Origin of the sequence: Archangium violaceum (assembly GCF_016859125.1) — a bacterium.
Taxonomy (GTDB): domain Bacteria; phylum Myxococcota; class Myxococcia; order Myxococcales; family Myxococcaceae; genus Archangium; species Archangium violaceum_A.
Map to the genome: position 1 here is coordinate 10,510,537 of NZ_CP069338.1, position 13,770 is coordinate 10,524,306.

General features: G+C 70.3%; 11 protein-coding genes. 5 read left to right on the top strand and 6 right to left on the bottom strand.

All coding sequences use genetic code 11. The features are described 5' to 3' along the window. Positions 1–18 precede the first annotated feature (18 nt). The 3 genes from JQX13_RS44350 to JQX13_RS44360 are packed head-to-tail and all read right to left on the bottom strand — an operon-like array spanning position 19 to position 3,907. The gene (locus JQX13_RS44350; RefSeq protein ID WP_203405449.1) at positions 19–621 is read right to left on the bottom strand and encodes a hypothetical protein; all 603 of its coding nucleotides are present in this window, start codon (positions 619–621) and stop codon (positions 19–21) included. A gap of 4 nt (positions 622–625) precedes the next feature. Beyond that, the gene (locus JQX13_RS44355; protein WP_203405450.1) at positions 626–1,546 is read right to left on the bottom strand and encodes a HEAT repeat domain-containing protein; all 921 of its coding nucleotides are present in this window, start codon (positions 1,544–1,546) and stop codon (positions 626–628) included. Positions 1,547–1,603: 57 nt separating this feature from the next. Then, a complete protein-coding gene (locus tag JQX13_RS44360; protein ID WP_430384119.1) occupies positions 1,604–3,907 on the bottom strand; it encodes a restriction endonuclease in 2,304 nt (767 codons plus the stop codon). A 129-nt stretch (positions 3,908–4,036) separates the two neighbouring features. Here JQX13_RS44360 and JQX13_RS44365 point away from each other — a divergent pair, with 129 nt between their 5' ends. Then, positions 4,037–6,226 (top strand): PQQ-binding-like beta-propeller repeat protein, encoded by a 2,190-nt coding sequence (locus tag JQX13_RS44365; RefSeq protein WP_203405451.1) that lies wholly within the window; start codon positions 4,037–4,039, stop codon positions 6,224–6,226. A gap of 28 nt (positions 6,227–6,254) precedes the next feature. On the opposite strand, the gene JQX13_RS44370 is transcribed toward JQX13_RS44365, so the two are convergent. Beyond that, on the bottom strand, positions 6,255–7,160 hold the full coding sequence (locus JQX13_RS44370; protein ID WP_203405452.1) for a hypothetical protein: 906 nt from the start codon (positions 7,158–7,160) through the stop codon (positions 6,255–6,257). A gap of 288 nt (positions 7,161–7,448) precedes the next feature. Between JQX13_RS44370 and JQX13_RS44375 the strand changes: the two genes are divergently transcribed. After that, on the top strand, positions 7,449–8,249 hold the full coding sequence (locus tag JQX13_RS44375) for an alpha/beta fold hydrolase (RefSeq protein WP_239014226.1): 801 nt from the start codon (positions 7,449–7,451) through the stop codon (positions 8,247–8,249). A 1-nt stretch (position 8,250) separates the two neighbouring features. Here JQX13_RS44375 and udk read toward each other — a convergent pair whose 3' ends face one another. After that, entirely contained in the window at positions 8,251–8,886 is a 636-nt protein-coding gene (udk, locus tag JQX13_RS44380; protein WP_203405454.1) for a uridine kinase, read from the bottom strand. A gap of 327 nt (positions 8,887–9,213) precedes the next feature. Between udk and JQX13_RS44385 the strand changes: the two genes are divergently transcribed. After that, positions 9,214–10,182, top strand: a complete 969-nt coding sequence (locus JQX13_RS44385) for a hypothetical protein (protein WP_203405455.1) — start codon at positions 9,214–9,216, stop codon at positions 10,180–10,182. A 207-nt stretch (positions 10,183–10,389) separates the two neighbouring features. Further along, positions 10,390–11,397, top strand: a complete 1,008-nt coding sequence (locus JQX13_RS44390) for a hypothetical protein (protein ID WP_203405456.1) — start codon at positions 10,390–10,392, stop codon at positions 11,395–11,397. Between the two features lies 1 nt (position 11,398). Here JQX13_RS44390 and JQX13_RS44395 read toward each other — a convergent pair whose 3' ends face one another. Beyond that, the gene (locus JQX13_RS44395; RefSeq protein ID WP_203405457.1) at positions 11,399–13,045 is read right to left on the bottom strand and encodes a DUF692 domain-containing protein; all 1,647 of its coding nucleotides are present in this window, start codon (positions 13,043–13,045) and stop codon (positions 11,399–11,401) included. Positions 13,046–13,301: 256 nt separating this feature from the next. On the opposite strand from JQX13_RS44395, the gene JQX13_RS44400 reads away from it, so the two are divergent. After that, positions 13,302–13,748: a hypothetical protein gene (locus JQX13_RS44400; protein WP_203405458.1), complete on the top strand. Its 447-nt coding sequence runs from the start codon at positions 13,302–13,304 to the stop codon at positions 13,746–13,748. The last annotated feature ends 22 nt before the right edge of the window (positions 13,749–13,770 follow it).

Genomic DNA, 13,770 nt, shown 5'->3' on the forward strand with positions numbered 1-13,770 from the left:
GTGTCCCCTTGCCCGTCGTCAGGTGCCCGAGTCCTGGAGTTTATAGGACGCCAGCTCCAACCACGTCTGCGGCATGCGCTCGCCGTTGCTCTTTTCGGCGGACACCTCCACGCGCACCAGCCCCACGCCCTCGGCGAAGGTGAGCGCGTTCACCAGCGTGGTGGTCGCATCCACGCGGTTGCGCGCCTCCACCCGCACACAGTGGGAGAAGGAGCCGGCGGGTGCCTCGCAGGGCACTCCCGCCTGGAGGATGCGGTAGCGCTCGGTGGAGGAAACGGACACCACGTTCGTCCACTCGTTCCCCTCGGTGAGCGGCCCACGCAGCAGGTAGCGCTTGCGATCCCGGATGCCGAAGCCGTCCACGGACAGCTGCCCCCCCTGGTTGTCATGGAAGTACCCGTCCTCCTCCTTGAGCACCTCCACGTCCACGGTCTTGTCCGCGCGGCCGTTGATCCGGTACGTCCACCGGTTGCCCACCGCCAGCGGGTAGTACGCGGCCAGGGAGGTGGAGGGACGGGACTCGGATTCGGCGGACACCTGCTGCCGGCCCGCGCATGCGGCCAGCTCCATCACCAGCGCGGCCCCGAGGCCCGCTCGAACGACGACAGACGAAAGCTTCATGTTTTCAGTGTTCCGCGCGGTCCTTGCCGCGCGCCTCCGGACTGGCGAGCTTGTGTGCTGCGTAGAGTGTGTCGAGCGCCTGCTGGGCCGCGGCCTGGACGTCGGGTTGATCATGCCCCTGTGCCACGGTGAAGAGGTACGCCTCGGCCTCGGTACCGCCGAGCTCACCGATGGCGAAGACGACCTCCTGCACGAAGCCGCTCTCCCGGTCCTTCACCAGATCGATGAGCGCGGGAACGGCGGCCCGCGCCTTCATCTCCACCAGCGCGCCCATGGCCTGGCGCACCACCTGGGGATCCTCGTCCTGGAGCTGGCGGATGAGCAGCGGCGCCGCCGCGGGGTTGCGCCGCTCGGCGAGCACGCGCAGCGCGAACTCGCGTATCCGCTCATCCTGTGACTGCAGATCCTGGAGCAGCGCCGCGTCCTCGCGATCCGCCGCCAACATCTGGAGCTCGGCGGCCTCGGCCACCTGGGCGAGCGCCCGCCGCAGCGCCTCGCGCAGGGCCTTGCGCCGGGCCTCGGCGTCCTTCGCCTCCACCCGCACCTCGCCCAGGCCCACCACCTGGTAGTGCTGGTCGTCCTCCGCGCCCCGCCGCTCCAGCGACAGGGTCGCGCCCACCTCGGCGAAGGAATACGCGCTGCCGTCGCGGAGCGCCTCGCGGGTGAAGGGCAGCTCGAGCGTGAGGGACCAGGAGCCCTTCACGCGCTTCGCCTTGTCGTCCTCCTCGAGCAGCTCGAAGTGGCGGCGGGCGCGCAGCGTGTCGGCGAAGAGCTCCTGGACATCCGATGGGGCCCAGCCGAGCAGGCCGTTGTCGACCACCGTCGCGCCCTTGAGCGAGAGCTGCTCCACCGGGAAGCGCGGCTCCCGCGAGCGGCAGGCGCCGAGCATCAATGCCACGAGGGTCATGAGCAGGCCGGGCTTCATACCGGCCTACCCTAGCCCAGTCTCGCGCTCCCCTCACCCACGGAGAGCGCGAGGACGTCAGGTCGTCCCACCTTCCGGCGAGCCGCCCCCCGAGGGAGCAGGCCCACTGGCGGTCTCCGGCTCCGACTCCGAGGGCGCACGGGCCCCCTCGGCGGCGGACTCCGCGTGGCTGGCGGCCACCCGGGCATACTCCTCCGCGGCGGTGCGCTGGGCCTCGGCCGGAGCCGCGCTCTCGACACTCGGGAAGGGCGTCTGCCACTCGGCGGCCGTCCGGGTGGCCTCGCCCGAAGTGGCGAGCCCCTCGGAGGGCACGGGCTCGGCGGCCGGAGCGGCCTCGGCGGCCGGAGCGGTCTCGGCGGCCGGAGCGGCCTCGGCGGCCGGAGCGGCCTCGGCGGCCGGAGCGGTCTCGGCGGGGGTGGCCTCGGCGGTGGAGGCCTCGGCGGGGGTGGCCTCGGCGGTCGGAGACACCTCGGCCTGAGTGACGGTCACCTCGGTGGTCGTGACGGACACCTCGGCGGACGTCACCGCGACGGCCACGGCGGCTCCCTCGGCGGCCCCAGCGGCCTCACCCGGAGTCCCCGGAGCGCCGCCCTCGGCACTCCGGCCACCCCGACCGCGACGGCCCCGGCGGCGACGGCGGCGGCGCTTGCGCTCACCCGCGGCGGCGCCCTCACCCGGAGCACCCCCCTCGGCCTGGCCTCCGACGAAGGCGCTCGCGGCCTCCAGATCGTCGTCCTCGCCCTCGTCGTCACCCTCCTCGCCCTGCTCGTCCTCGGAAAGCGCCGCGGGCGCGATGGCCTCGGTGGGCGCGACGGCGACCGCTCCGGGCTCTCCGGCCGCGGCCTCACCCTGCTGCTCGCCCTGGGCGGCCTGCCGCTCCTGCCTCTCGCGGCGGCGCTCCTCGCGACGCTGCTCCCGCTCGCGCTGGCGCTCCTCGCGGCGCTGACGCTTCTGGGCGAGCGCCTCCTCGCTCTCGGCGGTCGCGGCGGCACGCGGGGACTCCGTCTCCTCGCCGGCCTCCTCGCCCTCCTCGGAGCGGGCCTGCTTCTCGCGCTGGCGCTCCTCGCGGCGCTTCTGGGCCTCCTCGGCCTCGAGCTTCGCCACCTCGAAGAAGCGGTCGTCCACGTCGTACAGCTCCACCGTGGTGACGCTCACCGCGGCCTTCGCCTCGAGGAACTTCTCGCCGAGCGCGTCACCGCACCACAGCATCACCAGCGAGCCGGTCGCCTGGGCCTCGGTGCGCGCATCGCCCCGCACGTCCCCGGCGCACGCCAGCAGGCCCACCTGGGCCGAGTAGTGGCCGAGGTCCTTGCGCAGCTCCTGCACCGCCTTACGGTCCAGCGACGGCGTGCCCTTGAGCATGCGGATGGCGTAGCGCAGCTCCACGCTGCCCTCGCGCTTGCGGGCGGTGAGCAGCGGGCCCTCCTTGGAGCGCTTGGCCACCTTCAACTCGCGGAAGCCCAACGCGTGCATCATCTTCACGACGGACTTCTCGAAGGTGCCCACGTCCAGCTCGCCCAGGCGCTTGCGCAGCGCCCGCGCCACGGCCTTGCGCGCGTCCTTCACCGCGGTGCGCGCCGTCGTCAGCAGCGCGGCATCGGCCTGGGCCTCGGGCGTCGCGGCGGTGGCGGCGGCGCCCGTCCTCGGCAACACCGGACGCCCGTCCTCCAGCGGAATCCCCAGCGCGGCGGCGAACGCGGCCTGCAGTTCCAGCGGCGGCGCCTCGCTCGGCGCACCGGCGCGCTCCAGCGTCACCGCCCCCGTCTCCCGGGAGAAGGAGAACTGCGGACGGCGGCCCGCGTCGATGCGGCGCTGGTTGTCCTCCAACAGCGCGGTGAGCAGCAGCTCCACCGTGGTGTCCTCGGCGGCCAGCTCCTTGGAGCGCGCCTGCTCGAGGATCTGCTCCGGGCGCAGCGACTGCTCGCTCTCGCTGAGGATCTCGAACACCACCTCCGGCATGGGCGGGAAGCGGCGACGGCGGCCTCCACGGCCCGCCTCATCCTCGTCCTCCCGGCGGCGCTTGCGCTCACTGCCACGGCCGGCCACCCTCACGTTGTCCGTGCGCGGGTCCGGGTGACGCTCGGCAGGCCGCAGGGGCGGCAGGCTTTCCTCTGGATGCGCCTCCATCACCCCCGTCAGCGCCAGCGCCTCGGCATCCTCCGGCAACGCCCAGTCGGCGAGAGCGAAGGTGTCCTTGGCGGTGACGACCACCTTGCGATCGCGCGTCCGGCGAGCCATCGCCGCGAGCCGCGACAACATCGTCAGCTCGGGCGTCTTACCCACGTGGGACAGCAGGTTCTGGGCGATCGACTTCTCGGTGATCTCGAGGAAGGTGAGGGGACGACCTTCGCTCTCCAACACGCGGAGAGCGGCCTCATAAAAAGTCATCGGCGATTCCCCAACAAATTCGAACGGTTACAAAAATGTAGGTCCGTATAGGCGGCGGATGCTAGCCATCGCTATTCTGGCTTGTCAACGAATGGGGAAGGGATGATCCGCTTTCGCATCGGACATCGGTGGAAGCGCGAACCCGCGGACCCACCGCACGATTCCGTCGCACTGGAACTGGACGGAGTGAATCTGCTGCCGGGCGCGGTGGAAGAATCGCTCGTGGAGACGGTGCCGGCGCTGGTGGAGGCCGTGGCCGCGTTGCACTCGGGCGGCCGGAGGCTGGCCCAGGTGTCGCTGCCGGAGGCGCACCTGGAGTTGGTGCTGCGACGTTCAGGAGCGGACATCGAGCTCCAGGTCGCGAGCCTCTCCCGGCCGGCCCGGCTGCTGCGCCCACCGCTCAGGCTGGACGCCGAGGAACTCGCCGAGGCGGCCCTGGAATGCGGCCGGGCCTTCCGGGAAGACATGGCCCGCGTGGCCCCCCGGAGGCTGACCGAGCCCCACCGGCAGGTGCTCGAGCGGGCACTGGAACAGCTGGAGGAGCCGACCCACCACCGGGAAGAGCCGCGTCCCGAGCCCTTCACCCGGCGGGTGGCGCCCCCTGCCCTGCCCGGCTTCGGCTTCGCGCTGGACGACACGGACGACGTGCTGCGTCGCTCCGCGAGGGAGAAGGGCCCGGCGCTGGCCTCGCTGCTGTGCCCGGGAGAGGTGTGGCTGGCGCTGCCGGAGCGCCCCGTGGCCTGGCGCGCGCCGGGGCCGCCCTTCCTCACCGCGCTGGAGCTGGCCCGGCAGGCGGCGGACCTCGCGCGAGCGGTGGAGCTGGGCGAGTCGCGCTACGGCCTGGAGCCCGCCGGGGTCCGTCCGGAGATGTCGCTGGACCTGAAGGCGGGCGAGGCGCGGCTCGGCGGAGTCACCCTCCCCCTCCAGGGCGAGGCGCTGGTGGCGGCCATGTACCACCTGGGCCAGGCCCTGGCGGTGGCCCTGTCCGAGCGCGAGCGCTCCCTGGCGAGCAACCCCTACCTGGTGGAACTGACGGAGCGCTGCCGGGAGGGACTCTCGCACCTGCGCGGAGCGGTGCAGCCGCCCCAGCAGGGCGCCGCCGTGATGCCGGCGAGGATGGCGCCGTCGCCCGGAGCCTCGCGCCCGTTGAAGGTACCGGGACGCCTGCGGCGCCTGCGCTTCGAGAACCTGTGGGAGCAGCGCAAGCTGACGGCCGCGGACGAGGGCCGGCTCATGATGGGACGCCAGTCGCTGGTGTACTCGTCACCGCAGATGGCCTGCGCCTTCGACCGCAAGACCGGCAAGCAGCTCTGGCGGAGGGCGGCGACACATGGGGTGGCGGCCTCGGTGGACGGCTATAGCCTCGCGGCGAGCGCCGTGCGCGTCTGCGGCTTCCAGGGAAAGGGCGCTGGAGCCCGCTGGTTGCACGACCATGATGGCCTGCGCATCGGCCCGACGCTGCTGAGGCAGGACGGCCTGCTGCTCACCCTGTCCGATGACCGGACGGCGCTCGCCTTCAACGAGGTGACGGGCCGGGAGATGTGGCGACTGGCGCCTCCGCGCACGCGGCGCAGCCACCTGACCATCCAGGCCCACCGCGCCCTGCTGGCGACGGACTCGGGCTACCTCTACGGGTTGGATCTGGCGGACGGACAGGTGCGCTTCCGGGTGAGCGCGACCCTGCCCTTCCTGGGGCCTCCGGTGCCCTGGGGCCGGCGCTTCGTGGCCACGCTGGGCCAGGGCTCGCACTTCGCCCTGCTGCTGTCGGACGCGCACTCCGGGGAGTCGGCCTGGACGTTCGAGATGTCGCTCGCGCTGCCCTCGACGCCCCTGCCGAGCGGGAAACGGCTGTACATCGCCGGGGAGCTCGAGGGCGAGGGCGTGCTGCTGTGCGTGGATTCGAGCGGACAGACGCGGTGGCAGCGCGTGCTGCACCTGGGACCCGGACCGTTCGCGCTGGCGCGACTGCCGGGCGCGGTGCTGGTGACGTCGGCGCTGGGCGCGGCCGCGCGGGTGAACGAAGAGGGCGAGGTGGACTGGCGCGTGGGCGCGGCGGGCGAGCAGCTCACCCGGGCCCTTCAGCCCCTCATCTCGCGCGGCGTGGTGCTGGTGCCGGGCGAGCGCGTGCGCGCGGTGGATCCGAACAGCGGCCACGTGCTCGCGGAGGTGCGGGCGGGCGCGGGCCTGATGGCGATGCAGGCCGACGCCCAGCTCAACCTCTACTTCCTGGACGAGCTCGGCTCGCTCTCGGCATACCGGCTCGGCTCCCACTTCGCGGTGGTGGGCGGCTGAGCCCACCCCGGAGTCCGCCTCGCGGCGCCTACTTCTTCTCCGCCTTCGAGGGATCGATCTCCTCCTCGGAGCGCTCGGTGACCTCGGCGCCCTCCCAGGTCTGGCCCGCGCCGAGCCGCCACTCGGAGGGCACGTCCAGCTTCCACACGTAGGTGGCGGCGACGTCGCTGCCCGAGTTCGTGCGCGAGCTCACGTTGAAGGTGATCTCCATCTTCTTCACCTCGCTGGGCACCAGGTCCATGTCGTAGTGGCCGAGCACCATCTGCGGGGGGAACTCGGCGATGAAGCGCTCCGGGAAGTCGACCTTCATGGAGGGATCCTCACCGTTCATCTCGCCGATGAGCTTCCCGCGCTCGTCGGTGAGCTTCCACTGCGTCTTGAAGGAGGCGCTGGTGACCATCTTCTTCAACCTGCCGTCCGTGCGCTCCTCGCGCTGGGCGCCCCAGAGCACGAGCTGCAGGCGCACCTGCGGCCTGTCGAGCACCATCACCACGTCCGAGGAGAGCACGTCCAGGCGCATGCCCTTGTCCGTGGCGCTCCACTGCGGCCTGTAGGTGCCCTCGCGCATCTGGTCGAACACCTTGCGCGTGTACTCGTAGAAGGCCTTCTTGTCCTGGGCCCGCTCTTCCTTGTCGCCGCGCTTCTCCAGCTCGGCCAGGTACTCGTTGAACTCCTTGCCCAGCTTGTAGCGGTTGCGGTGCGAGGTGACCTGCTCGAAGTACGTCTTGAAGAAGGAGGGGAGCTCCTGCCGGTACGACGCCTCGTCGGGGTTGGTGCGCATCCACCCCACCCGCTCCAGGTAGTCCTTCTGGATGCGGGTGAAGTCCGCCTCACGCTGGGCCTCCTGGGCCCGGGCGCTCGCGCTGCGGTAGGTCATCACCGCGGCGAGAAAAATGCCGACGATGAGGACGATGAATCCGAAATAACGCTTCACGCGGAGATGCTCCTCTCACTGGGAATGACGGCTGTAGTGATATGAGACCTCCTTCGCGTGTACCAGACCACTGGCAGCCACACGTTACCGGTTGCACTCCCTCTGGAGGAGGGCGGCCTTCTGGGCGGTGCCCAGGTTGCCTGGTGTGCATACGGTGAGCGCTCGGACGACAATGTTGCGGTACTGCTGCACGACCTCGCGTCGTCACACCGGGCGCTAGGGCCAGCGGAGGAGTCGGCGTTCCGGCCCTCGGGTTGGGCCACGGAGCTCGTTGGCGAGGGGCGGCCGTTGGACACATCCACGCTGCACGTGGTGGTGCCCAACCTGCTCGGTAGCCCCTTCGGCTCGACGTCGCCGGTGTCGGTGGACGCGCGGGCGGGGAGGCCCTACGGCGCGGCCCTGCCCACGGTGACGGTGATGGACATGGCGCGCGCGGTGGCGGCGATGCTGCGCGGCATGAAGGTGGAGCGTACGCGGGCGCTGGTGGGCGTGGGGCTCGGAGGGCTGGTGGCCCTGCAGCTCGCGGCGCTCTTCCCGGAGCAGGTGTCGGCGGTGGCAGTGCTGGGAGCGGCGCGGGCCCTGCCCGAAACGCTGCGCGAGCGGCTGGGCCTCACGCGGCACCTGCTGCGGTTGGATCCGGACTTCCACGAGGGCCACTACGCGCCCGGCCAGGGCCCCCGGCGCACGCTGCGCAAGCAGTACCTGGAGTACCTGCGGCTGGTGCACGGACCCGAGGAGCAGCGCACCGCGCACCCGGAACCGTGCGCCGCCGAGCGGGCACTGGAAGCCGAGGCCGACGCCTTCGCGGAAACCTTCGACGCGAACACCTGGGCGCTGCTGTGCACGGCCTACGTGGGAGGAGACGTCACCGAGAGCCTGCCGAAGGTCCGGGCCCCCGTGTTGCTGGTGGCGGGAGCGGATGACGCGCTGGCGCCGCCTTCACGGGTACGGGACACGTATCACCTGCTCAGCGCGACGGGAGTGCGGGCGCACTACCACGAGCTGCCCGCGTGTGGTCACTCGGGCCTGCTGACACAGGCGAGGCGGTTGCACGGCCCGATGCGGGACTTCCTGCGCCGCCGGGGTTGAATCACCGCTGCGCGTTGGACGGGTGCAGCCTGGCGCGCAGGGCCCCCACGATCATTCCGATGGCGATGTCGTTGTTGCCGCCGTGAGGGACGATGATGTCGGCGTGGTGCTTGGACGGCTCGACGAAGCCCATGTGCATGGGGCGCACGTGGCGCAGGTACTGGTTGACCACCCGGTCGAAGTCGAACCCGCGCTCGTGGATGTCGCGCTCGAGCCGGCGGAGGATCCGCAGATCGTCATCGGTGTCCACGTAGATGCGCACGTTCATCTCGTCACGCACGGCCTTCATGTGCAGCACGAGGATGCCCTCGATGAGGATCATGTCCCCGGGATCCACGCGCACCGTGTGCTTCTGCCGGGTGCAGGTGACGAAGTCGTAGACCGGCTTCTGGATGGGCCGGCCCGCCTTCAGCTCACGCAGGTGCTCGAGGAGCAGATCCGTGTCGAAGGCGTCCGGGTGATCGAAGTTGATCTCGCGGCGCTCGGCGAGCGGCAGGTCCGACAGGTCCGAGTAATAGGAGTCCTGATCGACGAAGGCCACGCGGCAGTCGGCGAGCGCATCGCGGACCTTCCGGGCGACCGTCGTCTTGCCGGAGGCGGTACCACCGGCGATGCCAACGACGAGGGGTGACGACATGTGCGCGAACTACCGCAAGTGGTCAGGCGCGCGCAAGGCTCCGTCCAGAACCCGACACTGTCCGGAACCCGCCCTCCTTGCCCGACCGCCGGGCCGCAAGCGCCCCCGAGGGCAGTGGGCCAGGTACGACACCGGAATGCGTCCACTCGATGACGTTGCGGTTCCGTGATGTCCACCGGGCCACGCCTTCTCCGTCAATCCCAGGACACACCACCCGTTTCCAGGTTCTTCCACCCTTCCAGTTACAGCGGGGTTGACCGAATTCACATGGAGCCGGATCCACCCTCGAGTGCGTACCCGGTGTCCCCCCTGAAACAAGGAACATCCATGCCACACCGAATGGCCAGCCATCCCACTCCCATGAAATGCCTCCGGGCAGCCCGCCCACTCCTGAGAGCCCTCCTGCTGCTCTCCCTCGCGAGCGCCTGCGGTCCGGTGGACCCACCCGCGAAGAGCCGGGAAGCAGCCGCCCGGACGCAGGCGCTCGACGCGCTCCGCTCGTCCCCCAACGGCCTGGCCTTCAACGGCCTGGCCTTCAACGGCCTGGCCTTCAACGGCCTGGCCTTCAATGGCCTGGCCTTCAATGGCCTGTCCTCCGCCGAGTTCTCCTCCTGGTTCCAGACGGCTCCGGAGCTCGGCGACATGGTCATGAAGTACCTCGTCCAGTGCGCCGTTCCCTCGGGGCAGACGCGCAGCTACACCGCTCCCGACACGGGCATCACCTACACCTGGACGGGGAACCTGGGACTGGCGCCGGGATGGAGCCGGGGCACCGCGGCCACCCTGGATGAGCAACAGCTCATCTCCGCGTGCCTGGCGGCCCACACCAACAAGTACGGCATCCACGTCCCCCTCTCCGTGCTGGGGCCGACCACTTCGGGAGCTCCCATCCCCTACTCCGCCGAGGAGCTCGCGAGCTTCCCGGAGAAGGAGGGCTGCTTCTTCGGCAACCTCTTCACGGACGAGGGCGTCTTCGTCGGCAACGATGGGCAGCCGCTCCACATGACGGAGAGCTCCACGCGGGCCTGCGCCCTGTCGAGTGCGCCGGGCCGTGAGAGCCAGCCCTGCCCGCCAATCGTCCGCGTGGAGCCCAGGTGCGACAGGTTCTGCGAGAAGGACGCGACCCAGACGTTCTACGTGCGGTGCACCTACGAGGGCATCTCCTACCGGCCCCTCACCACGCGCATCAGCAGGGATGACATCTTCGTCTGTGGCGACGGCGTGTGTCAGGACACCGAGTCGTGCGGCACGGGCGTCACCCCGAATGACTGCTCGGACTGCGGCCCCTGCTCCTGAAGGACGGCCATCCATCGCGTAGTGCACGGTTCTCGTGTTGCACCCCGGACAACTGCTGCACAAACCAATAAGCCTCGCTGTCTACTTACAGTGAAACGGTTAATGTGCAGTTGGAGCATATCTTCCTCGCCCGCCCACCCATGAGGCTCCCCGGAACCGCGCACCCCATGCGCGCCCGGTCGCCACCTCACTCGCAGGGGGGAAGACATGAAAACCGGCTCGATCGAGGTCTCTCGTCGTCAGGTTCTCTGGGTGCGGCATGTGGGTGTCGTGCTCCTCATGATGGTGGCGACCAGCGCCTGCGGTCCGGCGGACGGCGCCTTCGGGTCCGAGGCCTCGCTCGTCCAGGCCCAGGAGCTGGAGGTGGGTGACGGCCTGTCCCACAAGGGCCTGGCCCTCAACGGCCTGTCCCTCAATGGGCTATCCCTCAATGGCCTGTCCCTCAATGGGCTGTCCCTCAATGGGCTGTCCCTCAACGGCCTGTCGCTCGAGGGACTGTCCAGCCCCGAGTTCGACGCCTGGTTCCAGACGGACCCGGAGCTCGGGGACATGGTCATGCGGTACGTCGTCGGCTGCGCCGCGCCCGCCGGAGTGAGCCGGACCTACACGTCCTCCTCCACGGGGACGACGTATGTCTGGGTGGGCAATCTGGGACTCGCGCCGGACTGGACCGACGGCGCGCCCGCCACCCTGACCGAGCAACGGCTCGTCTCCGCCTGTCTGGGGGCCCACGCCTCGAAGTACCACGACGTCCACATCCCCCTCTCCGTACTGGGACTGAGCGCCACGGGAAACCCCATCCCCTACACCACCGGGGAGCTCCAGCAGTTCCCGGAGAAGGAGGCCTGCTTCTTCGGCAACCTCTTCAACTCCGAGGGCATCTACGTCGGCAACGATGGGCGCCCGCTCAATGGCGCGGAGAGCACCGCGCGCGCCTGCGCCCTCTCCTCCCACGGCAATGGAAAGAAGCAGGAGTGCCTGCCGCTCGTCCGCGTCAAACGGGATTGCGCGAAGATCTGCACTCTGGATGCCACGAGGACGTTCTACGTGTCCTGCACCTACAACGGCATCACCTATCCGGCCATCACCACGCGGCTGCGCGAGGCGGACATCTACACGTGCGGAGACGGCGTGTGCCAGTTCACCGAGAAGCCCGGCAGGGGCTCCACGTACGATAGCTGCGCCAGGGACTGCGGCACCTGCTCCTCGCCCTGAGTCAGCCCCGCCGGAGCAGTCCGAGCGCCCTTCCCTCGGCCAGCACCGGAGCGGGGACCTCGTCGACGCCCCGGGGTCCCTTCGCGAGCGAGCGCAGCAGCTCCAGCAACGGCGGGGACACCGTCAGGACCTCCAACCCCCGGCCCCTGCGCCGCACGACGAAGCTCCATGGGCCCCTGGCCGGACGCCGCGCCACCTGCGCGAGTGCCTCCAGGCCACTCACGTCCAGCACCTCGCACGCCCAGGCGCGCCCCGTGAGGTGGCGGCGCAGGGACTTCGCGGCGAAGACGAGCTCGGTGAGATCCACGGGGAAGGTGCCCACGCGTACGTCCTCGGACAGCCCCACCTGAGCCGGCCCGGGCGCGGCGGACGGCCGCGTCATGAAGCTGTTGGGCAGGAGCGTCTCGAACGTGACCGCCGCCGCCACGCCCTCGTCCGGATGCTCGCGCAGACGGCGCCGGGTCCAGGCCGCGAAGGCGTGCCCCGGCGAGCGCCCCAGGCCCTCGAAGAGCTCGCGGAACTCCTTCGAGGCCGTGAAGGCACGCAGGTCCTCGCGCGTGCCCGCGAGCAGCAGCCGGGACATGGGCCAGTCCCGATCGAGCGTCTCGGCCACCACCGCGAGGCGGAAGTCCGTCTCCGCCCGCGCCCCCTCCACGTCGCCCCCGGTCTCCGGCTTCGCGCCGTACCCCGTCTCGAAGAGGGCCCAGGGCTCGCTCTCGCGGGTGAGGGCCGGCGCCTCGCGCGTCACCGGAGTGAGTGTGAGCGGAGGCCGGGGCGTCGCGGGCACCAGCTCGCGCAGGCGGCGCAGCGTGAGGAGGGCCACCTCGTCCGGGTGCCCGTCTCCCTCGAAGGTGACGGCGCGCAGCGAGGTGCAGCGAGGCAGCAGTGACTCCAACAGCCCGAAGAGCTCCTCGCGCACGGGCTGGGTGTGATCATCCACGTAGTAGCCCCGCCCGCTCCGCCGGGTGATGACGCCCCCGGCGATGTGGAGCTCGATGACCTTGTCCCACGGGAAGCCCTCCACCCCCGCCTCCAGCGGGAGCCCGGCGGCGAGCTGGTAGCTGAACAGGTGCCCCAGATCGATCAGCATCGGTAGGCCGGTGCGCTCGTGCACGCGGGCCATGAAGTCGAGCACGTGCAGCTCGCCGCGTCGGGCGAAGGCGGCGGGGTTCTCCAGCGCGAGCGGGACGGACAGGTGTGACTGGACGTGAAGCGCGTGCGCCACGCAGTCCCGGATGCCCGCCTCGGTGAAGGGCGGCGTGAAGTAGAGGTAGCCCGGGAACGGCTGCCCTCCCGCGTGCCACCAGCCGATGTCGTTGCCCACCCAGGCGCTGCCCACGGCACGCGCGTGCGCATCCAGATCCTCGAGCGCCTTCACGGGCTCCAGCTCGGGCCCGTAGAGGTTGAGGTGCACGGGGTGGAAGAGCACCGGCACGTCCTGGCGGTGCTCCCACATTCGGGGAAAGAGCGAGGCGTGCTCCCGCGTCTCGTCGAGCGACAGGGGCGCGCTGTACTCCACGAAATCGAAGAGGCCGGGGAATCCAGCGAGCAAGCGGTAGGGGTGCGGCTGATCCGCCGCGTCGAGATTGCTGCTGAGACCCAGTCCCCGCCAGGGGAGCGTCCAGGCCGAGGCATCAGAAGGGCTCATGGGGCGTCAACCCTACAGCGGGAGCGGGACATTCTGCGTATCCGAATGCGCGGACAGGTGCGTGCCTCGAGGGGACGTCCCGGGCTCGTCCGCTCGCCACCCCACCCTGCGACGGAACGATCTCTTCCTCGAACGATGAGGCTCCAGTGCAGGCACCGATGACGTATGCTCCTCGCCTCCACCCTTCCCATGCGTACAACACAGTCCGGGAAGCCGTCTCTTGCTTCCGATTACCGGCTGCCATAACTCGCCCGCCATGCTCGCTCATTCGGTCGTGAATGGAACCAGGACCTGGACCACCCCGAACGGGGAGCTGCGGCTGTGGCAGCCCGCTCCGCACGTCATCGTCACGCGCTTCCAGGGGGCCATGTACGACGCCCATCTGGCCCACCTCGCGATGACGACCATCGAGAGCATCATCTCGTCCCAGGCGAAGATGGACATCTTCCATGACTGGGAGGAGATGGAGCTCTACGCGACCGAGGCGAGGACCATCATGACGGAGCGAGCGGTCCCGATGGGTCCGAAGATCAACTCGCTCAGCGTGCTGTTCGGCTCGAAGGTGGTGCTGATGGGGGTGTCGCTGGCCAGCCTCAAGCTGGGTGGCATCCAGACGTACAGGAACCGGGAGGAATTCGAGCAGGCCGTGCGGCAGGCCTCGGAGTCCCGGCCCGGCACCTTCAAGGTGACCCTCAACGCGTAACCTCCCCTCTCCCTCTGGGAGA